The sequence below is a fragment of the Pseudoxanthomonas sp. PXM03 genome (genome assembly GCF_014852005.1).
In the GTDB taxonomy this organism is placed as follows: Bacteria; Pseudomonadota; Gammaproteobacteria; order Xanthomonadales; family Xanthomonadaceae; genus Pseudoxanthomonas_A.
Genome location: NZ_JACVAU010000001.1, coordinates 83,342 through 108,507, shown reverse-complemented (window position 1 = coordinate 108,507; position 25,166 = coordinate 83,342). Strand labels below are relative to the sequence as shown.

Here is a 25,166-nt window from a genome sequence, read left to right as displayed (position 1 = left end):
CTATGTGGCCCATGGCCCGCATCCCCGACGCCTTCATCGACGAACTGCTCGCCCGGACGGATATCGTCGAGGTGGTCGGCGCGCGCGTGCCATTGAAGCGACAGGGCAAGGAATACTCCGCGTGCTGCCCGTTCCACGATGAACGTTCGCCGTCGTTCACGGTCTCGCCGACCAAGCAGTTCTACCACTGCTTCGGCTGCGGCGCGCACGGCACCGCGCTGTCGTTCCTGATCAACTACGACCGCCTCGAGTTCCTGGATGCCGTGGAGGAACTGGCGCGCCGCAGCGGCATGGAAGTGCCACGCGAAACGCAGCAGCGCAACGAGAACAACGATACCCGCGATCTGTTCAACGCCCTCGAAGCCGCCGCGCGCTTCTTCCAGCGCAATCTCGACACCAGCGAGAAGGCGAAGACCTATCTCGATGGCCGCGGCGTGGATGCGGCGATCCGCACGCAGTTCATGATCGGCTACGCGCCGGATGGCTACTCCGCGCTGAAGGATGCACTGGGCACCGACGAGCGCCGGATGAAGCTGCTCGACCGCGCCGGCCTGTTCTCGAAGAACGATCGCGGCCACGTCTACGACAAGTTCCGTGACCGGGTGATGTTCCCCATCCACGATCGCCGCGGCCGCGTGATCGCGTTCGGCGGCCGCGTGCTGCAGAAGGACGACGGGCCGAAGTACCTCAACTCGCCGGAGACCGCGCTGTTCCACAAGGGCCGCGAGCTGTACGGCCTGTGGCAGGTGAAGCAGGCCAACCAGAAGATCGCGCGGCTGGTGGTGGTCGAGGGCTACATGGACGTGGTATCGCTGTTCCAGTTCGGCGTGAAGGAAGCCGTCGCCACTCTGGGCACCGCGACCACGCCCGAGCATGCCGAGTTGCTGTTCCGCAATGCGCCGGATGTGTACTTCTGTTTCGACGGCGATGCGGCCGGCCAGCGTGCCGCATGGCGAGCGCTGGAATCGGTGCTGCCGCGCATGAAGGATGGACGGCAGGCGTTCTTCCTGTTCCTGCCCGATGGCGAGGATCCCGACACCATCGTGCGGCAGGAGGGTGCGGCCGGCTTCGACGCACGCCTGCAACAGGCGATGCCGCTGTCGGAATTCTTCTTCGAAGAGATGGGCAAGGACATCAAACTGTCCACGCTCGACGGCAAGGCGCGCCTCGCGGAACGCGCACGGCCGTTGCTGGCGCAGATCCCCGACGGCGCGTTCGGCGACCTGATGCGGCAGCGCCTCACCGAGATCACCGGCGTGGGCGCCGGCAACACGGCACCGACCGCGCCGCTGCCTGCACGCCGTCCTGCGCCTTCACAGGCCGGCCAGAAACCGAGCCTCGTGCGCAGCATGATCGTGCGGCTCCTGCACAAGCCGGCGCTGGCGTTGTCGATCGAATCCACGCATGGCTTCTCGGCGTTGCGGCTGGCAGGCATGGACCTGCTGCTGGAGGTGATCGCGCTGGTGCACGCGCGCCCCGATATCACCACCGGGGCGCTGCTGGAGCACTTCGCCGAGCGCGAGGAGGTCGTCGCGCTGCAGAAACTGGCGATGCAGGAACTGCCCGGCGACGAAGACAACTGGCGTCTCGAAGTCCTCGATGCCGCCGTGCAACTGGAGAAGCAGATGCTGCAGCAGCGTCTGGACGAACTCCAGGCCAAGCAGCGCAGCATGGGTCTGGACGAAGCCGACAAGTACGAACTGCGCACCCTGCTGCAGGCCCGCATCGGCCGCCACTGAGGAGTCCGTGATGACACGTTTCGCGTTTTTTCTGTTCGCCACGCTGCTGTACGGCACCTCGCTCTCCACGCTGGCGGCGGAATTCACCCAGCCCCGTCCCGGCCTGCACACCGGCGGCCAGCCCGCGCTGGATGATCTTGCCCGCTTGCGTGCGGAGGGCGTCCGCACGGTGATCGACCTGCGCGGACCGCAGGAGGAGCGGGGCTACGACGAGGCCGCTGAAGCACGTCGCCTGGGCATGGAATACGTCGCGATGCCCATCGCCGGCAAGGACGACCTCACGCCGGAAAACGCCAAGGCACTGCATGCCCTGCTGAAGCAAAGGGAAGGTGGGGTGCTGCTGCATTGCGCCTCGGGCAATCGCGTCGGCGCCCTGCTCGCGCTCGGCGCTGCCCAGGTGGACGGCGCATCGACGGAGGAAGCCCTCGCCCTGGGTCGCGCGGCGGGATTGAAGTCGCTGGAGCCGGTGGTGGTGGAGCAATTGGCGGAGCCGGAACGCTAAGGCTTTTGTAGGAGCGACGTCAGTCGCGACCGCACGAACGCGGCCACATTGAATCCACATCCCGCTGGATAGCGCAGCGGCACCGCGTACATCGTCAATGCATACTGGCGGACCGCGGTCGCGACTGACGTCGCTCCTACAACGGCATTACCTCGCCGGCACGAACTCGATGCCGGCAGCCGAGGGGGCCGGCTGCAGCAGCGGCATCACCCAGTGGTCCACCAGCAGGAACGCGAACAGCGCCATCAGGTAGACGATCGAGTAGTTAAACACGCGCATGGCGAAGAACTCGTCCGGTGGATCGAGCAGGCGCCACGCGTACCAGAGGAACACCGCGCCCAGCACCAGCGCGCCCCCCAGGTAGAAGAAGCCGCTCATGCCGAATACCACCGGCAACACGGTCACCTCCACCAGCAGCACGGTGTAGAACAGGATCTGCCAGCGCGTGTAGGTCACGCCGTGCGTCACCGGCAGCATCGGCACCAGCGCGCGCGCGTAGTCCTCGCGACGGAAGATCGCCAGTGCCCAGAAATGAGGCGGCGTCCACACGAAGATGATCAGCACCAGCAGCAGCGCGTGCGGCCAATCCCACTCGCCCTGCATGCCGGTCATCGTGGCCCAGCCGAGCAGTGGCGGTGCTGCGCCGGCGATGCCGCCGATGACGATGTTCTGCGGCGTGGCGCGCTTGAGGAACACGGTGTAGATCACCGCGTAGCCGATCAGCGAAGCGAAGGTCAGGATCGCGGTGATCGTGTTGACCCACAGCACCAGGATGGCCATCGACAGCGCGGCAAGCGCGAGCGCGAACACCAGCGCCTGCCACGGCTTCACCTGGCCCTGCACCAGCGGGCGCCATGAGGTGCGCGCCATCTTCGCGTCGATGCGCGCATCCAGCAGCTGGTTGATGGCGGCCGCGCTGGAAGCGGCCAGCCAGATGCCGAGGAAACCCAACCCGCCACGCAACACCTGCGCGCCGTCGGGCAGGCCATCGATGGCGAGGAACATGCCGACGATGGCCGTGAACACGATCAGCGCCACCACGCGCGGCTTGGTCAACGCCCAGTACTGGCGGAACGTCGAGGCCATGTCAGTCGGGCCTGCGCAGGCGCGCGGTCAGCGATACGAGAGTGAACAGCAGCAGCACCGCGCCACCGTTGTGCGCCACCGCGACCGGCAGCGGCAGGTTGAGCTTCACGTTGAGGATGCCCAGTGTGACCTGCGCGGTGATCAGCACCAGCAGCGTCAACGCCCAGCTGCGCATGCCCGGCGTGCGGAACAGGCGCCACGCGAGCGCCAGCACATAGAACGCCACCACGGCCGCCATGATGCGGTGGGTCATCTGGATCGCGATGCGCGAAGCGCCATCCAGCACGCCGCCTTCATAGTCCACGCCGATGCCGCGCCACAGTACGAAGCCCTCGCCGAAATCCGCCGGCGGCCACCACTGGCCGACGCACTTCGGGAAATCCAGTCCGCACGCCAGCGCCGCGTAGTTCGCGCTGACCCAGCCACCGAGCGCGATCTGAATGCCGAGCAGCACCAGGCCGCCGATCAGCCAGCGACGCAGCACGGTCGCGTCGGCCAGCGTGATCGGCCGGTCGGTCGCCCGCCACGCCATCCACACCAGCAACGAGAAGGTGGTCAGTCCGCCGATCAGATGGCCCATCACCACGATGGGCTTGAGCAGCCAGGTCACCGTCCACATGCCCAGCAGCGCCTGGAAGATGATCACCGCCAGCGTCAGCGCGCCCGCGCGTGCCAGGTCGATGTTGGACCAGCGCAGCGCGGCGAGCAGCAGGATCGCTTCGCCGAGGATCGCGAGCGCTGAAGCCGCGCCGTGTTCGCCATGCATGTACAGCGGGATGGCCGCGCCGACCAGGCCGGCGGCGACCAGGATCTGCGCGATGCCCCAGCGCCGGCGGCGTGCAGCAAGCAGTGCGAGCACCAGCACCAGCACGCCCAGCGAGGCGGCGATGTGGCGGTGCACCTGCTCGCGCCATGCCTTGTGCGTCTCGAACGGCCGGATGTCGCTGGCCGCGTGCGAGGCCGCTTCGTTCACCGCGCCCGGCCATGCGGCCCGGCCATAGCAGGTGGGCCAGTCGGGGCAGCTCAGGCCGGCATCGGACAGGCGCACGAAGGCGCCGAACACCACGACGCACAGCGTCAGGGCGACCGCCAGCCAGGCGATTCTATGGAAATGTCGGTAGATCACGGGACGTGCGACAGCGTTCATCATCGTCTGCAGTTCGGGCGAGCGCTCAGATGAGCTTGATCAGTTTCGAGACATCCGTGCGCAGGCCGGCCGGATCGAAGCCCGGGGCATAGCGCAGGATCACGAAACCGTGCGGGTCGATCACGTACACAGGCGTGCCGGCCGGGTCGTCCACCTGCGGCAGCAGGCCACGCAGCGGGTCATCCGAGCGCACCAGGCGCAGCGCGCTGTGCTTCGGCGCCCCGTCCGGGTAGTCGCCGACCCACAGGATGTCGACTTCGTCGGCGTTGTGGCCGAACAGCTGCCACACCTTGTCCAGGTCCTGCGCCAGCTTCAGGCAAGCCTCCGCACACCCCGGTGCCGGCGCGGCGACGATGCGCCAGCGGCGTTCGGCGGGCTTCCAGTCGTAGGCGCTGCCGTCCACGAGCATCGGCGCGATGCTTCGCGCGTCCGCAGGCGGCTGCAACATCAGACCGTGGTTCTTGTGCGTCGCCGGCTGCCAGCCGGAGAAGCGCAGGATGCCCGCACCGAACACGGTGCCGAAGAACAGGGCGAACAGGGCGACGAGCATCCACCGCCCGCGACGCCGCTGGGCGGGATCGAATGGTTTTGGGTCCATGGACGTCATTTTCTCACGCCCGGGCGATCATTGCCGCTATAGCGACGCCGGACACCGCCAACAGACAGCCACGACGCCTTGAATGCCGTTCGTGGTGAGCCTGTCGAACCACGTTTTTCGAGGGCAAGGCAAGGCGATCCTGACTTGTCGATCCAGCGCAGAGAGCGTGGTTCGACAGGCTCACCACGAACGGGGTTGCAGGATCCTGCGCTTCCAGAAAGGGCCTGTCCCGCTCGCGATTAGCGATCCTTTCGCGCCCCCCGCCGGCTGCGCCAGGTCAGCAGCAGCGCGGTGACCAGCACCGCACCGGCCAGCCCGAACCACTGCACCGCGTAGCCGATGTGGCGCTCCGGCGGTAGCGTATTGGGCAGGACGTCGAGGTCGCGGGCATAGCCCAGCGGCAGGTCCGGGTCCAGCTTCAGCAGGCGGGGCGCCAATGCCGGCAGCTGCAGTGCCTGCGCCAATTCCTCACGCTGCAGCGCGATCACCAGCAGACTGCCGTCGGCTTGCACGGCGGGCGGCGCCTGCGCGATGCCTTCCGACGGCGGCGGCACCAGCAGTCCCGACAGGCGTTGCCGGCCGGCCACCGGTGCCACGGCCGGCATCGCGCGGTTTCCCGGCACGGGCAACCAGCCCAGTTCCACCAGCAAGGGGGCAGCGTCGACGGGTTGGAAGACGCGATACGCGCGCACGCCGGGCTGCCGGTCGCGCGTCTGGTTGTCCAGCAGGATCGCCGGTCCTGACAGGAACTCGCCTTCGCCACCGGCCCAGTCGTAGGACTGCGTGCGGCCTGCATCTTCCGCCAGTGCCAGCGGCTGCGGGCGACGCTCCGCAAGTACGCGCGCGGTCTCCGCCAGCATGGCCTCCTTCTGCTCGGCCCGGCCCCACTGCCAGGCGCCCAGGCTGCAGAACAACGACATGGCCAGCACGGCCAGCGTCCAACCGACCGGCAGCGGCATGTGCCGGCTCACGCACTGCGTCCGAATGTCGCACCCACCTTCGGCTCACGCCGGGGGAGCGATAATGCGCGCCTCACCGCCCGGGCCCCGTCGAGGACGCCATGAACGATTCGCTGAAAACCCTGCTGATCATCGCCTTCCTCATCCTCATCGTCTGGAACCTGGGCGCGGGCCTGTACTACATGCTGGTGGACAAGGGCGAAAGCAAGCGCACCGTCAATGCGCTGACCCGTCGCATAGCGCTGTCCGTGGGCCTGATCCTGCTGGTCGTCCTGGCCATCTACATGGGATGGATCACCCCGCATGGGGTCAATCCCGGCTGACGCCGTGAGGCGTGAAACGCGATTCCTGGTTCGCAAAAGCAAAAAAACGACGGGCTTCCGTCGCTTTTTGCTGGATACGGCGTTCGCTATCGCGAATCACGAATCCCGGATCACCTATCCCGTCCCCCTTACAGCACGTAAACGAACAGGAACAGGCCCAGCCACACCACGTCCACGAAGTGCCAGTACCACGCCACGGCCTCGAAGCCGAAGTGGTTGTCCTTGGTGAAGTGGCCCTTGGCGCAGCGGAACCAGATGATCGCCAGCATGATGGTGCCCAGCGTCACGTGCAGGCCGTGGAAGCCGGTCAGCATGAAGAACGTGGAGCCGTAGATGCCCGAGCCCAGCGTCAAGTTCAGTTCCTTGTAGGCGTGGATGTACTCCTCGGCCTGGAAGAACAGGAACACGCAACCCAGCAGCACCGTGGCGCCCAGCCAGATCAGCAGCTGGCTGCGGTTGCCGGCCTTCAGCGCATGGTGCGCGATGGTGATGGTGACGCCCGAGGTCAGCAGGATCAGCGTGTTGAGCAGCGGCAGGCCCCACGCGGGGATGGTCTGGAACTGACCACCCACCTGGCCCGGACCCGCGCTCGGCCACGCGGCCGAGAAGCCTTCCCACAGCAGGCTGTTGGTCATCACGCCGTCGCCTTCGCCACCCAGCCACGGCAACGCCAGCGTGCGGGCATAGAACAGCGCGCCGAAGAACGCGGCGAAGAACATCACTTCCGAGAAGATGAACCACACCATGCCCATGCGGAACGACACGTCCACCTGGCGGTTGTAGTGGCCGCTGACCGATTCGCGGATCACGTCGCCGAACCACATGAACAGCGTGGCGCACAGCATCACCACGCCCGTATAGAAGACCCACATGCCCCAGGCCGCGTCATTGAGCCAGCTGGCCACGCCCACCATGGTGACGAACATGGCGATGGAGCCCACGAACGGCCACTTGGAACTGTGCGGCACGAAGTAGATGTTGGCGTCTGGCGATTGGGCTTGTGCCATGGCGTTGTTTCCGTTGCGTAAGACGTGGTCAGGGTGCCGCGAGCGGCGAGGGCGACGCGTTGCCCGTGCCGATCTGCGCGGTCAGTGCGTCGTTCTTGAAGAAGGTATAGGACAGGGTGATGGTCTTCACTTCCGCCGGCAGGTCCGGGTCCACGATGAAGCGGACCGGCATGTCGCGGCTTTCGCCGGCCTGCAGGGTCTGGGCCGTGAAGCAGAAGCACTCGGTCTTGGTGAAATAGCCCGAGGCGCGGGCCGGCGCCACGGACGGCACCGCGCTGCCGACGACGGCGCGCTCACTGTCGTTGCGGGCGAAATACTTCGCCTCGTACAGCTCGCCGGGTACCACTTCCATGGTCAGCTGTTCCGGCCGGAACGCCCACGGCAGCTTGGAGTTGACGCCACCATCGAACTGCACGGTCACCGTGCGCGCGACCTTGGTCGCCGCCGCTGCGGCCACCTGGCCGGGCCCTTGCTCCAGGCGGATGCCGAATACCTTCTCGCAGGCGATGCGGTATAGCGGCACCAGCGAGAACGTCAGCACGAACACCGCCACCGCCACGCCCACCAGCTTGAACAGCCCGGCCGAGTTGGACTTGGCCGCGCTCATGCGCTCAACACCGCGCGGCCGATGAAGGCCACGAAGATCGCGAACGCGATGCCGCCGATCACCCACGCCGTCCGCAGCACCGCCTTGCGGCGGCGCGCGAGTTCCTCGGGAGTCAGCACGGGGGCGTTCATGGCGCGATGCTCAGCCGTCTCAGTGCGTCACGTCGCCGTGCGCCAGGTCGCCGTCCTTGATGACCGGCGGCGTGGTGAACGTGTGGTGCGGCGCGGGCGACGGCACGGTCCATTCCAGGCCCTTCGCGTTTTCCCACGCACGCGCTTGGGCCTTCTTGCCGCTGCGCAGCGAAGACCACAGGATCGCAGCCATGATGAACGGCGTCAGGAACATGCCGAACGCACCGATCGAGCTGATGAAGTTCCAGTCCGCGAACACCGGGTTGTAATCGGGGATGCGGCGCGGCATGCCGGCCAGGCCCAGGAAGTGCTGCGGGAAGAACAGCAGGTTGACGAACACGATCGTCCACCAGAAATGGAACTTGCCCCAGAACTCGTTGTACATGCGGCCGGTCCACTTCGGCCACCAGTAGTAGGTGGCGGCGATGATGGAGAACAGCGCGCCGGTCACCAGCACGTAGTGGAAGTGCGCCACCACGAAGTAGGTGTCGTGGTACTGGAAGTCCGCCGGCACGATGGCCAGCATCAGGCCGGAGAAGCCGCCGATGGTGAACAGAATCACGAAGCCCACGGCCCACAGCATCGGCGTTTCGAAGCTCAGCGAGCCCTTCCACATCGTGCTGACCCAGTTGAACACCTTCACGCCGGTCGGGATGGCGATCAGCATGGTGGCGAACATGAAGTAGATTTCGCCACCCAGCGGCATGCCCACCGTGAACATGTGGTGCGCCCACACGATGAACGACAGGAACGCGATCGAGGCGGTCGCGTACACCATGGCCTGGTAGCCGAACAGCGGCTTGCGGCTGAAGGTCGGGATGATCTCCGACACCACGCCGAATGCCGGCAGGATCATGATGTAGACCTCGGGGTGACCGAAGAACCAGAAGATGTGCTGGTACATCACCGGGTCGCCGCCGCCGGCCGCGTTGAAGAAGCTGGTGCCGAAGAACTTGTCGGTCAGCAGCATGGTCACCGCGCCCGCCAGCACCGGCATCACCGCGATCAGCAGGAACGCGGTGATCAGCCAGGTCCAGCAGAAGATCGGCATCTTCAGCAGGTCGATGCCCGGTGCGCGCATGTTGAGCACCGTGGCGATGATGTTGATCGCGCCCATGATCGAGCTGACGCCCATCATGTGGATGGCGAAGATGGTCAGCGCCACGTTCGCACCGCCCTGCAGCGACAGCGGCGGGTACAGCGTCCAGCCACCGGCCGGCGCACCGCCCGGCAGGAACAGCGAGCTCAGCAGCAGGGTGAAGGCGAACGGCATGATCCAGAAGGACCAGTTGTTCATGCGCGGCAGCGCCATGTCCGGCGCGCCCACCTGCAGCGGGATCATCCAGTTGGCCAGGCCGACGAATGCCGGCATCACGCCACCGAAGATCATGACCAGCGCATGCACCGTGGTCATCTGGTTGAAGAACTCGGGGCTGACCAGCTGCAGGCCCGGCACCATCAGCTCGGCACGGATCACCACCGACATGCCCGCGCCGATGATGAACATGATGAAGCTGAAGATCAGGTAGAGCGTGCCGATGTCCTTGTGGTTCGTGGAGAAGAACCACCGCTCGATGAAGCTCTGCTGGTGACCGTGGTGATCGTCATGATGATCGACGGCGGTGTTGGCCATGTGCGTAATCTCTTGCAGCTGATGCGGGCGGTCGATCAACCCTGCGCCGACGGCGCGGGGGTCTCGGCGGTGGGGGCGGCTTCAACGGCCGGGGCCGTCGTGGCGTCGGCCGGCGCGGCCTCTTCCACCGGTGCGGCAGGGGCGGGGGCGGCAGCCGGGGCGGGCTTCTTCGAGGCCAGCCACTGCTCGTACTCGGCCTTCGGCACCGCCTTCACGACGATCGGCATGAAGCCGTGGTCCTTGCCGCACAGCTCGGCGCACTGGCCGCGGTAGATGCCCGGTTCCTTGATGTCGGTCCAGGCCTCGTTGACGATGCCCGGGATGGCGTCCTGCTTCCAGCCCAGCGCCGGCACCCACCACGCGTGGATGACGTCGTCGGCGGTGATGACGAAGCGGATCTTGGTATTGGTGGGCAGCACCAGCTGGTTGTCGACGTCCAGCAGATAGTGCGGGTGCGCCTTGATCTCTTCCTGCGTCGTCGCCTTGTTCTGGCGCAGGCGGTCGGACTCGCGGTCAAGGCGGCTGGTGAATTCCACGCCCTCGCCCAGGTATTCGTACTTCCACATCCACTGGTAGCCGGTGACCTTGACGGTCATCTCGGAATCGCGGGTGTCGTACATGGCGATCAGCTTGGCGGTCGCCGGCCAGGCCATGACCACCAAGATCAGCACCGGGATGACGGTCCAGATGATCTCGGCCGTGGTGTTGTGGCTGAACTGTGCCGGCACCGCGCCCTTGGAATGGCGGAACTTGAACATCGCGTAGCCCATCGCACCGAACACGATGATGCCGATGACGATGCAGACCCACAGCGCGATCATGTGCGCGTCATAGGCATGCTGCGACGACGCCGTCACGCCCTTGCCCATGTTCAGCTGCCACGGCTTCGGGTCCGCCGACTGCGCCCAGGCCAGCGCCGGCATTGCCAGCAGCGTGCACGCCGTCATCAACCGCTTCCACATCCCATTCACTTGCGTCATTGCCTAGACCCCAATGCGTCATCGGTTGCGGCCACTCGCGGCCGCCAGTAAATCCTGCAATCTGTCCGCCAGCTCCCGGCGTTCGGCCGGCCCCAGGAAGTTGCCCACCTGGACCTGCCTGCCGCTGGAGGCCAGCGAAATCCTTTCGCCATCCCGCTCGATGCACAGGCGCACCCAGTAGGGATGCGCCCGGAACACCGCCCCTGACACGGAGGTGGTGACCTCCACCGCGTCGGGACCGATGCTGATGTCTTCCCTCCGGTCGCCACTGCGCCACAGCACACGCAGCGCCGTGGCCAGGATGGCCGAATGGAGCAATGCAAAAGCCGGCGCGAAGGCATTGCCTCCCCACCAGCCCAGCATGGCGACGATCCACATCGCGCCCGACAGCGTCACGAACAACATCACGAACTGGCGGCGCGTCAGCGCCCGCGGCGGCCGCAGCCTGAGCTGCGCGCCGTGTCCGTCCCACGATGACGGCACCACTTCGATCATGTCGCCCGCCACACGATCCGGGCTGCGGAAAACCGTTAAATGGTAGCTCCCGCCACACTTTGCGGCAAGTTTCATTGATCCAGGACAAGGTGCTCGGCCCGGCCGCGCGAACCTCATCCGGCATCCGCGGATGCATTCCGCGACCGCCGTCACCGCAGGGCGCAGGAGAACGGGCAACGCCCGCAAGCCGGCAACGGCGGGCATATCCGGGCCGCGCGCACGGGCCTAAACTAGTGGACTGCCTTTGGACTGCCCTGCCGTCATGTCGACACCCTCGCCTGTCCCGTCGCCCGCCGTTCCGCCGGCCGGCCGCATCATTTCCCCCGAAATCCCCGCTCCGCCATCCCCGTTGCGCGCCGCGATCACCGCCGCCTGGCTGCGCGACGAGACCGGACATGTCCGCGAACTGCTGGAGCAGGCGCGCCTGCCGGCCAACGAGCAGATCCAGGCGCAACGGCTTGCGGTGGACCTGGTGAAACGGGTCCGCGCCCGCGCACAGGACCAGGGCGCCATCGAAGCCTTCATGCGCCAGTACGACCTCGGCAGCGACGAAGGCGTGCTGTTGATGTGCGTGGCCGAAGCCCTGCTGCGCATCCCGGACCAGGAGACCGCCGACAAGCTGATCCGCGACAAGCTGGGCGACGCGGACTGGGAGCGGCACCTGGGCCAGAGCGACTCCGTGCTGGTCAACGCCTCCACCTGGGGCCTGATGTTGACCGGCAAGCTGGTCAACCTGAACGACCTGACCCGCGCCGACGTGCCGGGCGCGTTCAAGCGCCTGGTCGGCCGCGTAGGCGAGCCGGTGATCCGGCTGGCCGTGCGCCAGGCCATGCGGATCATGGGCCACCAGTTCGTCATGGGCCGCACCATCGACGAAGCGCTGTCGCGCAGCCGCAAGGGCGAGAACGCCGACTACCGCTACTCCTTCGACATGCTGGGCGAGGGCGCGCTGACCACCCGGGACGCCGCCCGCTACCTGGAGGCCTATCGCCAGGCGATCCATGCGATCGGCCGCACCGGCCCCTTCACCGACGTGTTCGCCGCGCCCAGCATCTCGATCAAGCTGTCTGCCCTGCATCCGCGTTATGAGCACGCCAAGCGCGTCCGCGTGATGCGCGAGCTTGCGCCGGCCATCCTCGAACTGGCGCAACTCGCCAAGTCGTACGGCATCGGCTTCACCATCGACGCCGAAGAGGCCGACCGCCTGGAGCTGTCACTCGACCTGATCGAGGCCACGTTCTCCGATGCCTCGCTCGATGGCTGGGAAGGCTACGGCCTGGCCGTGCAGGCCTACCAGAAGCGCACGCCGTACGTGATCGACTTCCTCGCCGACCTCGCCCGCCGCGTCGGTCGCCGCATGCCGATGCGCCTGGTGAAGGGCGCCTACTGGGATGCCGAGATCAAGCGCGCGCAGATCGATGGCCATCCGGGCTATCCGGTGTTCACGCGCAAGCCGAACACCGACGTGTCCTATCTCGCCAACGCGCGCCGCATGCTCGACCACGGCGATGCGCTGTATCCGATGTTCGCCACCCACAACGCGCAGACCATCGCCGCGATCCGCTTCATCGCCAACGGCCGTCCTTACGAGCACCAGAAGCTGCATGGCATGGGCGACGACCTGTACGCCGAAGTGGTGCCCAAGCACCGGCTGGACACGCCATGCCGCGTGTACGCGCCCGTGGGCTCGCACGAAGACCTGTTGCCGTACCTCGTGCGCCGCCTGCTCGAGAACGGCGCCAACAGCAGCTTCGTCAACCGGATCACCGACGAGAACGTGGCCATCGAGGACCTCGTGCGCGACCCGGTGCAGACGGTGTCCGAGTTCGAGTCCATCCCGCACCCGCGCATCCCGCTGCCGGTCGATCTTTTCCGGAGCCAACCCGCTCCCATCGCCTCTTCTGACAGGAACAACTCCATGGGCGCCAACCTCGCCAACGACAACGACCTGCGCGCGCTGGCCGAGCGCATCAACGCCGCCGTGAAACCGTGGCGCGCCGCGCCGCTGGTGCCGGGCGCGGTCGTGTCCAGCGCGGCACTGCCGGTGACCAATCCCGCCGACCGCCGCCAGACCGTCGGCGAATGGCAGCCGGCCGACGGCGGCACGGTCGAGAAGGCGCTGGGGAACGCCGTCGCCGCACAGCCGGCATGGGACCGCACGCCGGCCGCCAGCCGCGCCGCCATCCTCGAGCATGCCGCAAACCTGCTGGAACAGCGCCTGCCCGACTACATCGCGCTGTGCGTGAAGGAAGCCGGCAAGACCATCCCCGACAGCGTCGCCGAAGTGCGCGAGGCGGTGGACTTCCTGCGCTATTACGCCGCCCAGGCGCGCGCGCAGTTCGGCGCACCGGAACAGCTGCCCGGCCCGACCGGCGAATCCAACCAGCTGCAGCTGCAGGGTCGCGGCGTGTTCGTCTGCATCAGTCCGTGGAATTTCCCGCTGGCGATCTTCCTGGGCCAGGTCAGCGCCGCGCTCGCCGCCGGCAACAGCGTGATCGCCAAGCCGGCCGAACAGACCAACCTGATCGGCCACGCCGCAGTGAAGCTGCTGCATGAAGCCGGCATTCCCGAGGCCGTGCTGCAGTTCCTGCCCGGCGATGGCGCCACCGTCGGCGCCGCGCTGACGAAGGATCCGCGCGTGGCCGGCGTCGCCTTCACCGGCTCCACCGAGACCGCGCGTGCGATCAACCGCGCGCTCGCCGGCCGCGACGCCGGCCCGATCGCCACCCTGATCGCCGAAACCGGCGGCCAGAACGCCTTCATCGCCGACTCCTCCGCACTGCCGGAGCAGCTGGTCAAGGACGCGATGGGTTCGGCCTTCACCTCTGCCGGCCAGCGCTGCTCGGCCGCGCGCGTGCTGTTCGTGCAGGACGACATCGCCGACAAGGTGATGACGATGCTCGCCGGCGCGATGGACGAGCTGAAGGTCGGCGACCCCGGCCTGCTGTCGACCGACGTAGGTCCGGTGATCGACGCTGACGCGCTGAAGATCCTCGACGACCATGCCGTGCGCATGGCGGCCGAAGCACGTGTGATCAAGCAGGCCAACGCCGGTGAAGAAACGGCGCACGGCACCTTCTTCGCGCCGCGCGCGTGGGAACTGACGTCGCTGGACCAGTTGCACAAGGAAATCTTCGGACCGGCCCTGCACGTGGTGCGCTGGAAGGCCGACCAGCTGGATGCGGTGATCGACCAGATCAACGCTACCGGCTACGGCCTGACCCTGGGCGTGCACTCGCGCATCGACGAAACCATCGACCGCATCGCCGCGCGGGTGAAGGTGGGCAACGTGTACGTCAATCGCAACCAGATCGGCGCGGTGGTCGGCGTGCAGCCCTTCGGTGGCCAGGGCCTGTCGGGCACCGGTCCGAAGGCCGGCGGCCCGCATTACCTGCCGCGCTTCGCCACCGAGAAGACCGTCACGGTCAACACCACGGCGGCAGGCGGCAACGCCTCGCTGCTGACGCTCGGCGACTGAGCCCGGGCGCCGCCGCGCATCGGCAGCTCCCACGTGGCATGCACAGCCCCGCTCCGGCGGGGCTTTTCTTTGGGCATGACCCACGGCACTGCTTGCCCGGGCATCGGCCGGCGATGCTGTCCCCACCCCATCCGTCGCTGGACCTTCACCCTGTCTGCGTGAACATCAGCCGATCCCACCTGCCGGATTGATGCACATCCTGCGTTCTAGCGTCGACAAGGAGTTTCACGGCCAGCACGGCCCCCACGCATGACGACCGACTTCTACAACCTGCTGCTCAGCGACTCCGCCCTCGCCGCCGTGCTGCTCGCGCTCTTCTTCTACGTGGGCAGGGTCTCGCGCGGCGTGCGCGGCATCGCCACCTGGGGCGTGGCGCATTTCCTGTATTCCCTCGGCGCCGCGATGCTGGACGGCACCGCGCAGATGCTGGTGCGCGCCGGTGACGCGTCGCTCGCGCAAGCGATTGCCGGCCTGGGTGGCCTGCTGGCCTGCGCCGGCCTTGCTGGCCTGGCCTGGTCGATCATCCAGTTCGTGCAGCAGCGCGCGCTGACAGGGTGGGAACGTGCGCTGCTGCCGCTGTGCATCGGCTTCTCATTGGTCGGCGCGGTGGCGGGCGGCGGCGTTGACGCGCAGGGCGCTGCGATGAGCGCCACCGAAGTCATCGTGCTGGCGGTGATGATCCGGCACCTGCTCGCACTGCGCAGCGCGCCCGACCATGTGCCGGCCAGGCTCATGATCACCGGCTGCTTCGTGTTGCTGTGGCTGTATGGCGGCGACCTGCTCGCCGCACTGACCGGGCGCTATGGCCCCAATCCGGTCTGGGTGAATCTGGACCTGTCGATCTGGTTCATGCTCAATTTCTGCATGCTGATGCTGGCCAGCTTCCGCGCGGCCGAACCGCTGCGTCGTGGCGCGCTGTTCGATCCGCTCACCGGCGCGCTCAATCGCCGCGGCCTGGACAACGAACTGCAGTCGCAGGGCGCCTGGCTCTCGGCCGGGCACGGCCTGGCGGTCATCGCGCTCGACTTGGACCACTTCAAGACGGTCAACGACGACCATGGGCACGAGGCCGGTGATCTGGTCCTGCAGCGTTTCTCGGACGTGGTGCGCGGGTGCATCCGCAGCGACGACCTGTTCGCGCGGCTGGGCGGCGAGGAATTCATGCTGGTACTGCGCGACACCCGGGCCGAGACCGCGCAGGCACTGGCCGAGCGCATCCGCCAGCAGGTGATGGCACTGGAATTCGCGCCGATCGGCACCGGTTTCTGCGTCACGGTGAGCATGGGCGTGTCGTTCACCGCCGACCGTTACGCGCCCTACGACACTCTGGTGCGCCTGGCCGACGAAGCCCTGTACGCCGCCAAGCACAAGGGCCGCAACCGGATCGAGGTACGCTTGCACCCTGCGCAAGCTGCCTAACGTATCAGGGAACAACTTCGCGGCAAGCACGAGAATGGAGGCTTTCCCGGTGATCACCATGTCAACAGCCACTATCCCTCCATGCCTGCTGCACTTCCATATCTTCAAGAATGGCGGGTCAACACTGGACTGGATTCTCCGGCGAAATTTCGGCGACGCATTCCGGGAAGTCCACGGGCCCAATGCCGAGTCCACGCTTGTGGAAGAAGACATTGAACTTATCCTTAAGGAGGATCCTTCATCTATCGCATTCAGCAGTCATCACTTCAGATTTCCGATTGATCGGTTATCGCGGGTTTTTCCAATCGTACTGCTGAGGCATCCGCTGGACAGAATCGCGTCCATTTTCGAACAGGAGCGTCGTGCAGGCCTAGTGGACTCGTACACAGGCTTGGCTGATTGGGTGCATCGCTGCCTGGAAGAACGACCTTACGTGCTGTGTGATACCCAGACATCGTTCCTTGCGCGCGGCGGCGTCTATTACGAGCCGCCCAATGAGATCGACCTGAGTACCGCGAGAACGAGAATCGAAGCGCTCGACTTCGTGGGGGTGGTCGATGAGTACGACGCCAGCATGGTCAGCTTGGAGCACCAGCTCCGTCCGTGGTGGCCAAGTTTCGATGCAAGATATTTCCCCCAGAATCGAAGCGATCGCGATCCTTCCCTAGACGCTCGCCTGGCTATCCTGGAGAAACTCCTTGGCAACGAACTTTTCAGAAGATTGCAGAGGAACAATCTATATGACGCTCGATTGGTCGAATACGCGAGAAGCAAGCTCCACCAGAAGCTTGAGGAGACTGCGGGCGCCCACTCAACCATCGAGGACTTCGCGGCGCGGTGCGCCACCCTTCGCTGAATAGGGAGTGCCTGCTATGCTCAAACTCGTCCCATTGCTTGTTGTACTGTGCTTTCCTACCGCTGCGGCGACCGCGGCCGGTACCTGCCAAGGTTTCCCGGGAACCGCACCGAAGGGCGAACTGACCGCCACGCGCGTGGCGAACGCCACGCTTGGCGATGCGCTCAACCGCCTGTACGAAGGCCCGGTGTGGCGCGACGGCGCGCTGTATCTGTCGGACTTCGTCCACAACGGCCGCTTCCCCTCGCGCATCCGCCGCTTCACCCCGCCGGACCGCTGGGAAACCGTGGTCGAAGACAGCGGCAGCAACGGGCTCGCGCTGGATACGGACGGCCGCCTCATCGCCGCCACCCACGATCGCAAGCAGGTGGCGCGGGTGGACCTGGCCGACGGCACGCGCACGCCGCTGGTGTCGACGTTCGACGGCGCGCCGTTCAATTCCCCGAACGACCTGGTGATGGCCGCCGACGGCACCCTCTACTTCACCGATCCCGACTACCAGCGCAAGGCCGCGCCCGGTGGCCAGCCCCTCACCCGCGTGTATCGCCACCATGAGGGCGTGACAACGGTGGTCGACGACAGCCTGCGCAATCCGAATGGCATCGCGCTGTCGCCGGATGGCGGCACGTTGTACGTGGCAGGCGGAACCGGCGATGGCGACGTGTTGCGCGCCTATCCGTTGCGTGACGGCGTGCCCGGCCCGGGCCGGGACTTGGCGCGCATCACCGGCGGCGACGGCCTGACACTGGATTGCCTGGGCAACATCTATGTCACCGAACACGGCCAACAGCGCGTGCGCGTGTTCTCTCCCGCGGGTGACGTGCTGGCCACGATCCGCGTGGACGCCAACATCACCAATGCCGCGTTCGGCGGCGAAGACCGGCGCACGTTGTTCCTGACCGGCGCCGCGAGCCTGTGGTCGATCGAACTGCCGGTGGCCGGTCTTCCGTATTGATCCGGTGATGCTGGAAGGCAATGAAAAACCCCGCCGAGGCGGGGTTTTTCGTGGTTCGGATCCGTGCAGCGATCAGAACTTGTATTGCATCGCCACACCGAACAGGTCGGCGCCACCCTCGAAGTCGCCCACCAGGCGCGCGCGCGTGCTGTTGGTCAGGTCGACTTCCGGCGTATCGACGATGTCGATCTTGACGTAGCTGGCGCTGAGCTCGAAATGCTCGGACACGTTCCAGGTCATGCCCAGCGAGTACCACATGCGGTCCTGGTCGGGCAGGCGCGGAGTGCGGTGGGGACGGCTGACCGGGGAGTCATCGCGCGCCACGCCGGCGCGGAAGGTGAACTTGTCGCTGAACTTGTATTCGCCGCCGATCGAATAGAACCAGTTCTCGTCCCAGCTGTAGTCCTCGACCGAGTCGGGCTGCGCGGGGTTGTCGAACTCGATGCGGATTTCCTGCAGCGACGACCAGTCGGTGCGGGTGGCTTCGGCCATCACGGTGAAGCGATCGGTGGCGTAGTAGGTGGCGCTGAAGGCATCGATGGCCGGCGTGGTCAGGTCGGCACCGCCGCCGCCGTTGATGAAGACGCCGTTGCCGAGCGCGGCACGCACGTTGGCAGGCACTTCGAACACTGCGTCGCCGTCCAGTTCATGGTCGATCTCGGAGCGGTGCGAGTAACCCAGCGACAGCTTGTCGGTCGGGCGCCAGTTCATGCCGACGATCCAGCCGAGGCCGTTGTCGGTGCCGTTGATGCTGGCGAAACCGTCGTTGCGCTGCGGACCGAATTGCGCCGTCGGGCCCACGCAGGCAGCCGGGCTGCGGCCGCAGATGATGGTGCCGAAGTCGACGGCGTTGGACAGGGTGACGTCGGCGTGCTCGTAGATGAAGCCCGCACCGACCGAGAAGCGGTCGCTCAGCTCGAGCGATGCGGCCAAGGTCAGGTCGATGATCTTCACGTCCGATTCCAGGGCGTGGTAGCGGCCCTTCCAGCCCTCGTCGTAGTCGGTCTTCAGGCCGAACGGCGCGCTGATCATCATGCCCAGCGTCAGGTATTCGAAATCGCCGCTCAGCGGCAGGATGAAGGAAGCGGCCGGCACGGCGGCCACGTCACCGGCGTCGCCACCGTTGCCGCCGGTCAGCGGCTGCTGGAACGGGGTGCCGGTCGCGGCGGTGCCGCTGCCTTCGAATTCGTAGGACAGGTCGATCGCGGTGACGTCGGCCTGCAGGGTGCGCTCGGTGAAGGTGGACATGACGGCCGGGTTGTTGACCACGACCGAGGCGTCGCCCTTGGCGGAGGCCGCACCGGCCATCGCGCGGCCCTGGGCCTTGACGCTGTTTTCCTTCAGCTGGAAGGCGGCGGCGTGCACATCGCCATAGGCGAGCACGCCTGCGATACCGAGCGCCAGCGCCGAAACGCGGGTGATGTTCTTTGCAAATTCCATGAATGATTTCTCCGGAGACGTGGGTAAAAGCGCCTGCGTCGTCCATGGCCGCGGGTGTTGTGGTCCACCCGTTCGGCCTGCCGGAAGCCCCTCCCGACATACGACGCCGTATGCAGTATACCTGCTAACTAAACTCTAACAATCCGTCGTAAGTCATTGCCCCTATTCAGTTTCGCCGCGACGCACCATGGGCAGCCCGGCAGTGAGCGGGTAGAGTGCCGACGCATGTTCGTTTCCCTCCCGTCCCGCCGGAAACCGCCCGTCCGCTGGGCCACGCCGACCCTGTTGGTGCTCCTGTCCGCCGCCTTCTGCTGGGCGTTGACCCTCGGGGAGGCCGCGCAGAGCTACCTGCTGACCCAATGGGGGGCGCTGACCGGCGGCATGGTGGCGCCGGAGGTCTGGCTGGCGTCGTTGCAGCGCGGCACGGTGCTGCGCCTGTTCACCGCGCTGTTCCTGCATGCGGACTGGGCGCACCTGCTGGGCAACCTGGTGTTCCTGCTGATCTTCGGCCTGCCCGCAGAACGGGCGATGGGACCGTGGCGGTTCCTGCTGCTGTTCCTCGTGGGTGGTGCCGTAGCGAACGTCGCCGCCGTGCTCAGCATCGGAACACCCGACCGCGTCATCATCGGCGCCAGCGGTGCGATCTCCGCCGTCATCGGCGCCTACCTGGCCCTGTTCCCCACCGCCAAGCTGGGCGTGGTGCTGCCGCTGGGCCTGTTCCTCGAATTCGTGAAGGCGCCGGCCTCGCTCCTGATCGGCATCTGGGCACTGCTGCAGGTGGTCTTCGCCTACACGGGCCCCGCCTTCGGCACCGTGGCGTGGTCGGCGCACATCGCCGGCTTCCTGTTCGGCGTGGTGTTCGCCCTGTTCGTGCGCGCCGCCATCGCGCGGCGGATGCGCAAGCGGCAAGGGTACTGACGGCAGGAGTGAGCGGAGAGAAGTGAGGAAAGCGTTGCGCAGCCACTCACTCCTCACTTCTCTCCGCTCACTCCTATAATCGCCGCATGAAAACCACGCTCTACAAGGTCACCTTCCACAACCACACCAAGGTCTACGAGCTGTACGCGCGCAAGGTGGCGGCGAGCAGCCTGTGGGGATTCACCGAGGTGGGCGAACTGGTGTTCGACGTGCACGAAGGCCTGGTGGTGGACCCCACCGAAGAACGCCTGCGCGACGAGTTCGGCAACACCAAGGTCCTGCACCTGCCGATGCAGAGCATCATCCGGGTGGAAGAAGTGGAGCGGAAAGGCCAGTCGGCGATCCGTGACGCGGCCACCGGCGAGAAAGTGGTGACGCCGTTCCCGATGCCGGCGAAGCCGCGCTAGGTGCGCTTGTCGCTTCCGATGGAGCGGCATCCGTCGCGATGCAGGCATCCGGCCTCGCGACGGATGTCGCGCCCACGCCCGCCAACGCTCAACGCCGCTGCTGGCTCGAGGGCGCCCGCGCCGTGGCGACCACCTTCTTCAGTTCGACCAGCGCCGCCGTGATCGGCGCATCACCGTCGAGCACGTCACCCGGCGTGTAGCCGGCCGCCCCTTCTTCGTCGCCGCGCAGATGACCGGGCAGCGTGGCCTCGGTGATGTACGGCTGGCCATCCGGCCCGATCGCCGCGCCCGGCTTGCCATCCTGTTCCGGCTTGACCACCACGTCGGGCACGATGCCGCTGGCCTGGATCGATTTGCCGCTGGGCGTGTAGTAGCGCGCAGTCGTCAGCTTGACCGAATCGCCGTTGTCGAGCGGCAGCACCGTCTGCACCGAGCCCTTGCCGAAGGTGCGACTGCCGACCACGCGCGCGCGCTTGTTGTCGCGCAGCGCGCCGGCCAGCACTTCAGAGGCGCTGGCCGAGCCGGCGTCCACCAGCACCACCACGGGCGCGCCGTTCAAGCGGTCGCCCGGCGTGGCATCGAACTTGGAGTCGCTGATCGACATCCGCCCGCGGGTGCTGACGATGTTGCCCTTGTCGAGCAGGTCGTCGGCCACCTGCACTGCCGCCAGCAGTAGTCCACCCGGATTGCTGCGCAGATCCAGCACGAGTCCGCGCAGCTTCCCGTTCTCCTGCAGCCTGTCCACCTGTTTCTGGAAATCGGCGGCGGTGTCGGTCTGGAATGCGCTGATGCGAACGTAGCCGTAGCCCGGCTCCAGCACGCGGCTGCGCACGCTGGTGATGCGGATGGTGTCCCGCACCAGGGTCACGTCGAACGGCTTGGGCGTGCCATCGCGCAGGATCGTCAGCACGATCCGGCTGCCCGGCGCGCCGCGCAGCGGCTCCATGCCGTCTTCGGCGCTGATCGGCTTGCCGTCGATGGCGGTGATGACGTCGCCGGACCTGATGCCCGCCTTCGCGGCGGGCGTGTCGTCGATCGGCGACACCACCAGCAGCGTCCGGTCGGGCTGCTGCTGCAGTTCCACGCCGATGCCTTCGTAGGCGCCGGTGGCCTGTTCGTCGAACGCGTCGGAATCTTCCTTGTCGAAGTAGGTGCTGTGCGGATCCAGGTCCAGCAACAGGCCCCGGATGGCGGACTGCATCAGTTCGCGGTCTTCGACCGGTTCGACATACGCCTCCTTGACCGCATTGAACACGGCCACGTAGCGGCGGATCTCGTCCAGCGGCACCTTCGACGGGGCGTTTTCCGCGGCATCGGGATCGTCGCTGGGCGCGACCACCGGCGGCGTCTCCGGCAGTGGCGCCTGCTGTTGCGCCCACGCCGGCATGCACGCGAACAGGGCGACGGTCAGGGTGGCCAGGGAAAGACGCAGCGGCATGCAGACGCTCCAGGAGGGGCTTGGTGGGACTTCGCGCACGGGCGCGAAGTTCACCGGATTATGCGCGAAGCCACCTGGCCCGTTTGTTCAAGCCGGGTTAGGGCCCGGCGCCCTGTTCATCGCCGCTGCAGCCACGATGCAGGGTCGACCGGCTGGCCGTTGCGGCGCAGTTCGAAGTACAGCGCAGCCTGGCCCTGTCCGCCCGACGTCCCCACACGCGCCACCGCATCACCCCGCTTGACCCGTTCGCCGCTGTCCTTCAGCAGGCTGTCGTTGTGCGCGTACAGGCTCATGTAGCCGTTGCCGTGGTCGAGGATCAGGATCAGGCCGTATCCCGTCATCCATTCCGAAAACACCACGGTGCCGTCCGCCACCGCCGTGACCGGCGTGCCCGAGGGTGCGCCGATCAGCACGCCGGTACTGGCGCGACCATCGGGCATGCGTCCGCCATAGCGCGCCAACAGGCTGCCCGATACCGGCCAGCCCAGACCACCGACTTTCAGCGGAGGTGCGGAGGCCACCGCCGGACGCGGCGCAGGCGGGGTGCGCGTACTGCGTGACGCGGTTCCGGCACTGTCGCGCTTCTGTGCCGCTGCCGCAGCAGCTTCACGGCGCGCGGCGGCACGACGTTCGGCCTCGGCACGCGCGGCGGCGGCGCGCAGGTTGTCCAGCAGGCGTTGCAGCGAACGCGCGTCCTGTCCGAGCGCCTTTTCCTTGGCGGCACGATCCTGGTATCGCTCGTCCAGGTCCGCGACCAGGCTCGCGCGTGTCCTGCGGGCCTTCTCCAGTTGCGAGACCTGCTCGCGCTGCCTTGTCCGCGCCGTGTCCAGTTCGGTGCGGCGAGCCACGATATCGCGCTCCACCTGGTCCAACGCCGCCAGCTCGGTGTTCAAAGTCGCGATGCGCCGCGCCTGGTCCCGCTGCACGTAGCGGTGGTAGGCCAGCAAGCGGTTCGCATCGGCCACGCGATCCTGCGACAGCAGCACCTTCAACGGTGCATCGTCGCCCTGCTGGTAGGCCGCACGCACCAGGGCCGTGAGCTGCCGGCGTTGCGACGCTTGCTGCGCCTGCATGGCATCGCGCTTCTGCTGCAGCGCCTGCAGCGCGGCGGCCTCGCGACGCAGGGCCGCTTCGGTCTCGGACAGCGACCGCGTCGTGCGACCGACCTGCTCGTCCGCATCGCGCAGCTGGCGCGACGCCGTGCCACGCTCGCCTTCCAGCTTGCGGCGCTCCTGCGCGATCGACTTCAGCTCGTTGCGCACGCGCTCCAGCTTGCGCTCGGTTTCGCGTGGATTCTGCGCCGGCGCAACCGCCGCGACGGCCAGGCCGGCGAGCAGGAGCGCGGTGAACGCAGTGCGCGCGCGGCTGTGCATCAGGCGTCGATCAGGCTGCGGCCGCTCATGTCGGCCGGCTGCGCAAGGCCCAGCAGGGCCAGCAGCGTCGGCGCCACGTCGCGCAACGCACCCCCGCTGCGCAACGTCACCGCACGCGGGCCCGCGCTTTCTGGCAACACGAGGACCAGCGGCACCGGGCCGACCGTGTGTGCGGTGTGCGGCTGGCCGGTAGCCGGATCGCGCATCATTTCCAGGTTGCCGTGGTCGGCGGTGATGAGCAGCGCACCACCGGCCTTGCGCACGGCGGCATCCACTTCACCGATGGCCACGTCCACCGCCTGCGCGGCGAGGATCGCGGCATGCAGGTCGCCGCTGTGTCCGACCATGTCGGGATTGGCGATGTTGCAGATGATGGCGTCGAAGCGGCCCGAGCCGATGGCCTCCACCAGCTTCGCGGTCAGCTCGGGGCAACTCATTTCCGGCTGCAGGTCGTAGGTGGCCACTTTCGGGCTGGGGATCAGGATGCGTTCCTCGCCGGCGAACACATCCTCGCGTCCGCCGCTGAAGAAGAACGTCACGTGCGCGTATTTCTCCGTCTCGGCGATGCGCAACTGGGTCAGGCCCGCATCCGCCAGCAGTTCGCCGAAGGTCTGGCGCAGGTCGTCCGGCGCGAACGCCACCGGCGCGGGGAGCTTGGCGTCGTACTCGGTCAGGCAGACGAAGCGGGCCAGCGACGGCTTGCGTGTATCGAAGCCGTCGAACGCGGGCGACACGAACGCCGCCGTCAGCTGGCGCGCGCGGTCGGCGCGGAAGTTCATGAAGACCACGGCATCGCCGTCGGCCATCGGTCGCGCGCCATCGATCACGGTGGGCAGCACGAACTCATCGTTCTCGCCGCGCGCGTATGCGGCTTCCAGCGCGGCCACGCCGCTGGCGGCATGGTGGTCGCTGCGTGCCTCCACCATCGCGTCCCACGCCAGGCGCAGGCGGTCCCAGCGCTTGTCGCGATCCATCGCGTAGTAGCGGCCACTGACCGAGGCGATGTGCGCGTTGCCGAGCTCCGCACACAGGTCCTGCAGCGCGCGCAGACTGGGTTCGGCCGACTTCGGCGGCGTGTCGCGGCCGTCCAGGAAGGCATGCACGGCGACGCGCGGCACGCCCTGGCGCTTGGCGAGGTCCAGCATCGCGAAGATGTGCAGTTCATGGCTGTGCACGCCGCCCGGCGACAGCAGGCCGAACACGTGCAGGGTCTTGCCGTCGGCCTTGGCGGCCTCGCAGGCAGCGACAAGTTCGGCATTGGCGAAGAAGCTGCCGTCCTCGATGGCGGCGTCGATGCGGGTCAGGTCCTGGTAGACGATGCGGCCCGCCCCCAGGTTCATGTGCCCCACTTCCGAATTGCCCATCTGCCCATCGGGCAGGCCCACATGGCGGCCTTCGGTGTGGATCAGCGTGTGCGGGGCGTTCGCCAGCAGGCGGTGCCAGTTCGGCAGCGTGGCCTGCGCCAGCGCGTTGTCGGCGGGATCTTCGCGATGCCCCCAGCCATCCAGGATCAGCAGCACGACGGGCTTGGGACGCTTCACGCGCATGTTGTCTTCAGGCGGGGGGGATGCGGACACGGCAGGATTCCAGTGACTTCAGGCAGGTGACGATTGTAGCGAAGCGTGGTGCCATGGCGTCCCCGATGACGGCCGGGCTAAACCTTTCCCTCCCCGCG

Annotated in this window: 22 protein-coding genes and 1 pseudogene; 9 read left to right on the top strand and 14 right to left on the bottom strand. The window is 67.0% G+C overall.

The window, feature by feature from the left end; translation table 11 throughout:
* Positions 1 to 11: 11 nt before the first annotated feature.
* Together dnaG and IB223_RS00505 are read left to right on the top strand one after the other, a co-directional pair.
* Complete coding sequence (dnaG, locus tag IB223_RS00510) at positions 12 to 1,739, top strand: DNA primase (protein ID WP_192199757.1); 1,728 nt, start codon at positions 12 to 14, stop codon at positions 1,737 to 1,739.
* Positions 1,740 to 1,749: 10 nt separating this feature from the next.
* On the top strand, positions 1,750 to 2,241 hold the full coding sequence (locus IB223_RS00505; RefSeq protein WP_192199756.1) for a protein tyrosine phosphatase family protein: 492 nt from the start codon (positions 1,750 to 1,752) through the stop codon (positions 2,239 to 2,241).
* A 147-nt stretch (positions 2,242 to 2,388) separates the two neighbouring features.
* Here IB223_RS00505 and cyoE read toward each other — a convergent pair whose 3' ends face one another.
* The 4 genes from cyoE to IB223_RS00485 form a co-directional block, all read right to left on the bottom strand.
* The gene (cyoE, locus tag IB223_RS00500) at positions 2,389 to 3,327 is read right to left on the bottom strand and encodes a heme o synthase (protein ID WP_192199755.1); all 939 of its coding nucleotides are present in this window, start codon (positions 3,325 to 3,327) and stop codon (positions 2,389 to 2,391) included.
* Between the two features lies 1 nt (position 3,328).
* The gene (locus IB223_RS00495) at positions 3,329 to 4,474 is read right to left on the bottom strand and encodes a COX15/CtaA family protein (RefSeq protein WP_192199754.1); all 1,146 of its coding nucleotides are present in this window, start codon (positions 4,472 to 4,474) and stop codon (positions 3,329 to 3,331) included.
* Positions 4,475 to 4,499: 25 nt separating this feature from the next.
* The gene (locus IB223_RS00490; protein ID WP_192199753.1) at positions 4,500 to 5,072 is read right to left on the bottom strand and encodes a hypothetical protein; all 573 of its coding nucleotides are present in this window, start codon (positions 5,070 to 5,072) and stop codon (positions 4,500 to 4,502) included.
* A gap of 239 nt (positions 5,073 to 5,311) precedes the next feature.
* On the bottom strand, positions 5,312 to 6,043 hold the full coding sequence (locus IB223_RS00485) for an SURF1 family protein (RefSeq protein ID WP_343227118.1): 732 nt from the start codon (positions 6,041 to 6,043) through the stop codon (positions 5,312 to 5,314).
* An 89-nt stretch (positions 6,044 to 6,132) separates the two neighbouring features.
* Between IB223_RS00485 and IB223_RS00480 the strand changes: the two genes are divergently transcribed.
* On the top strand, positions 6,133 to 6,354 hold the full coding sequence (locus tag IB223_RS00480) for a twin transmembrane helix small protein (RefSeq protein WP_192199751.1): 222 nt from the start codon (positions 6,133 to 6,135) through the stop codon (positions 6,352 to 6,354).
* A 128-nt stretch (positions 6,355 to 6,482) separates the two neighbouring features.
* On the opposite strand, the gene IB223_RS00475 is transcribed toward IB223_RS00480, so the two are convergent.
* The 6 genes from IB223_RS00475 to IB223_RS00455 are packed head-to-tail and all read right to left on the bottom strand — an operon-like array spanning position 6,483 to position 11,207.
* Complete coding sequence (locus IB223_RS00475; protein ID WP_192199750.1) at positions 6,483 to 7,361, bottom strand: cytochrome c oxidase subunit 3; 879 nt, start codon at positions 7,359 to 7,361, stop codon at positions 6,483 to 6,485.
* Positions 7,362 to 7,389: 28 nt separating this feature from the next.
* A complete protein-coding gene (locus IB223_RS00470; protein ID WP_192199749.1) occupies positions 7,390 to 7,968 on the bottom strand; it encodes a cytochrome c oxidase assembly protein in 579 nt (192 codons plus the stop codon).
* Entirely contained in the window at positions 7,965 to 8,099 is a 135-nt protein-coding gene (locus tag IB223_RS18950; protein WP_255431468.1) for a hypothetical protein, read from the bottom strand. Before IB223_RS18950 ends, IB223_RS00470 begins: the two co-directional genes overlap by 4 nt.
* 19 nt (positions 8,100 to 8,118) lie before the next feature.
* Positions 8,119 to 9,732: a cytochrome c oxidase subunit I gene (gene ctaD, locus IB223_RS00465; RefSeq protein WP_192199748.1), complete on the bottom strand. Its 1,614-nt coding sequence runs from the start codon at positions 9,730 to 9,732 to the stop codon at positions 8,119 to 8,121.
* Between the two features lie 35 nt (positions 9,733 to 9,767).
* Positions 9,768 to 10,712 (bottom strand): cytochrome c oxidase subunit II, encoded by a 945-nt coding sequence (coxB, locus tag IB223_RS00460; RefSeq protein WP_192199747.1) that lies wholly within the window; start codon positions 10,710 to 10,712, stop codon positions 9,768 to 9,770.
* A gap of 18 nt (positions 10,713 to 10,730) precedes the next feature.
* Complete coding sequence (locus IB223_RS00455) at positions 10,731 to 11,207, bottom strand: DUF2244 domain-containing protein (RefSeq protein ID WP_192199746.1); 477 nt, start codon at positions 11,205 to 11,207, stop codon at positions 10,731 to 10,733.
* Between the two features lie 262 nt (positions 11,208 to 11,469).
* Between IB223_RS00455 and putA the strand changes: the two genes are divergently transcribed.
* The 4 genes from putA (at position 11,470) to IB223_RS00435 (ending at position 17,915) form a co-directional block, all read left to right on the top strand.
* A complete protein-coding gene (gene putA / locus IB223_RS00450) occupies positions 11,470 to 14,685 on the top strand; it encodes a bifunctional proline dehydrogenase/L-glutamate gamma-semialdehyde dehydrogenase PutA (RefSeq protein ID WP_192199745.1) in 3,216 nt (1,071 codons plus the stop codon).
* Positions 14,686 to 14,934: 249 nt separating this feature from the next.
* Positions 14,935 to 16,104 (top strand): GGDEF domain-containing protein, encoded by a 1,170-nt coding sequence (locus tag IB223_RS00445; protein WP_192199744.1) that lies wholly within the window; start codon positions 14,935 to 14,937, stop codon positions 16,102 to 16,104.
* A 58-nt stretch (positions 16,105 to 16,162) separates the two neighbouring features.
* The gene (locus IB223_RS00440; protein ID WP_225590742.1) at positions 16,163 to 16,960 is read left to right on the top strand and encodes a hypothetical protein; all 798 of its coding nucleotides are present in this window, start codon (positions 16,163 to 16,165) and stop codon (positions 16,958 to 16,960) included.
* A gap of 16 nt (positions 16,961 to 16,976) precedes the next feature.
* Positions 16,977 to 17,915, top strand: a complete 939-nt coding sequence (locus IB223_RS00435; RefSeq protein ID WP_192199742.1) for an SMP-30/gluconolactonase/LRE family protein — start codon at positions 16,977 to 16,979, stop codon at positions 17,913 to 17,915.
* A 72-nt stretch (positions 17,916 to 17,987) separates the two neighbouring features.
* Here the strand turns inward: IB223_RS00435 and IB223_RS00430 are convergent, their stop codons facing one another.
* Entirely contained in the window at positions 17,988 to 19,355 is a 1,368-nt protein-coding gene (locus IB223_RS00430) for an outer membrane protein transport protein (protein WP_192199741.1), read from the bottom strand.
* A 225-nt stretch (positions 19,356 to 19,580) separates the two neighbouring features.
* On the opposite strand from IB223_RS00430, the gene IB223_RS00425 reads away from it, so the two are divergent.
* Positions 19,581 to 20,273, top strand: a complete 693-nt coding sequence (locus tag IB223_RS00425) for a rhomboid family intramembrane serine protease (protein ID WP_192199740.1) — start codon at positions 19,581 to 19,583, stop codon at positions 20,271 to 20,273.
* A gap of 86 nt (positions 20,274 to 20,359) precedes the next feature.
* On the top strand, positions 20,360 to 20,680 hold the full coding sequence (locus IB223_RS00420) for a DUF1820 family protein (RefSeq protein WP_192199739.1): 321 nt from the start codon (positions 20,360 to 20,362) through the stop codon (positions 20,678 to 20,680).
* Here IB223_RS00420 and IB223_RS00415 read toward each other — a convergent pair.
* From IB223_RS00415 to gpmI, 3 genes and pseudogenes are all read right to left on the bottom strand, one after another.
* Positions 20,574 to 22,118 (bottom strand): annotated as a pseudogene (locus IB223_RS00415) (S41 family peptidase). The gene IB223_RS00420 and the pseudogene IB223_RS00415 overlap by 107 nt on opposite strands.
* A gap of 116 nt (positions 22,119 to 22,234) precedes the next feature.
* The gene (locus IB223_RS00410; protein ID WP_192199737.1) at positions 22,235 to 23,491 is read right to left on the bottom strand and encodes a peptidoglycan DD-metalloendopeptidase family protein; all 1,257 of its coding nucleotides are present in this window, start codon (positions 23,489 to 23,491) and stop codon (positions 22,235 to 22,237) included.
* Positions 23,491 to 25,038 carry a 2,3-bisphosphoglycerate-independent phosphoglycerate mutase gene (gene gpmI, locus IB223_RS00405; RefSeq protein WP_192201182.1) on the bottom strand — a complete coding sequence of 516 codons (1,548 nt, stop codon included), beginning with the start codon at positions 25,036 to 25,038 and terminating at the stop codon, positions 23,491 to 23,493. The genes IB223_RS00410 and gpmI overlap by 1 nt, the downstream gene beginning before the upstream one ends.
* Positions 25,039 to 25,166: the final 128 nt, after the last annotated feature.

Coding starts and splice junctions, on each gene's coding strand:
- dnaG (WP_192199757.1), top strand. CDS start 12: ATGGCCCGCATCCCCGACGCCTTCATCGACGAACTGCTCGCCCGGACG.
- IB223_RS00505 (WP_192199756.1), top strand. CDS start 1,750: ATGACACGTTTCGCGTTTTTTCTGTTCGCCACGCTGCTGTACGGCACC.
- cyoE (WP_192199755.1), bottom strand. CDS start 3,327: ATGGCCTCGACGTTCCGCCAGTACTGGGCGTTGACCAAGCCGCGCGTG.
- IB223_RS00495 (WP_192199754.1), bottom strand. CDS start 4,474: ATGAACGCTGTCGCACGTCCCGTGATCTACCGACATTTCCATAGAATC.
- IB223_RS00490 (WP_192199753.1), bottom strand. CDS start 5,072: ATGGACCCAAAACCATTCGATCCCGCCCAGCGGCGTCGCGGGCGGTGG.
- IB223_RS00480 (WP_192199751.1), top strand. CDS start 6,133: ATGAACGATTCGCTGAAAACCCTGCTGATCATCGCCTTCCTCATCCTC.
- IB223_RS00475 (WP_192199750.1), bottom strand. CDS start 7,361: ATGGCACAAGCCCAATCGCCAGACGCCAACATCTACTTCGTGCCGCAC.
- IB223_RS00470 (WP_192199749.1), bottom strand. CDS start 7,968: ATGAGCGCGGCCAAGTCCAACTCGGCCGGGCTGTTCAAGCTGGTGGGC.
- IB223_RS18950 (WP_255431468.1), bottom strand. CDS start 8,099: ATGAACGCCCCCGTGCTGACTCCCGAGGAACTCGCGCGCCGCCGCAAG.
- ctaD (WP_192199748.1), bottom strand. CDS start 9,732: ATGGCCAACACCGCCGTCGATCATCATGACGATCACCACGGTCACCAG.
- coxB (WP_192199747.1), bottom strand. CDS start 10,712: ATGACGCAAGTGAATGGGATGTGGAAGCGGTTGATGACGGCGTGCACG.
- IB223_RS00455 (WP_192199746.1), bottom strand. CDS start 11,207: ATGATCGAAGTGGTGCCGTCATCGTGGGACGGACACGGCGCGCAGCTC.
- putA (WP_192199745.1), top strand. CDS start 11,470: ATGTCGACACCCTCGCCTGTCCCGTCGCCCGCCGTTCCGCCGGCCGGC.
- IB223_RS00445 (WP_192199744.1), top strand. CDS start 14,935: ATGACGACCGACTTCTACAACCTGCTGCTCAGCGACTCCGCCCTCGCC.
- IB223_RS00440 (WP_225590742.1), top strand. CDS start 16,163: ATGTCAACAGCCACTATCCCTCCATGCCTGCTGCACTTCCATATCTTC.
- IB223_RS00435 (WP_192199742.1), top strand. CDS start 16,977: ATGCTCAAACTCGTCCCATTGCTTGTTGTACTGTGCTTTCCTACCGCT.
- IB223_RS00430 (WP_192199741.1), bottom strand. CDS start 19,355: ATGGAATTTGCAAAGAACATCACCCGCGTTTCGGCGCTGGCGCTCGGT.
- IB223_RS00425 (WP_192199740.1), top strand. CDS start 19,581: ATGTTCGTTTCCCTCCCGTCCCGCCGGAAACCGCCCGTCCGCTGGGCC.
- IB223_RS00420 (WP_192199739.1), top strand. CDS start 20,360: ATGAAAACCACGCTCTACAAGGTCACCTTCCACAACCACACCAAGGTC.
- IB223_RS00410 (WP_192199737.1), bottom strand. CDS start 23,491: ATGCACAGCCGCGCGCGCACTGCGTTCACCGCGCTCCTGCTCGCCGGC.
- gpmI (WP_192201182.1), bottom strand. CDS start 25,038: ATGCGCGTGAAGCGTCCCAAGCCCGTCGTGCTGCTGATCCTGGATGGC.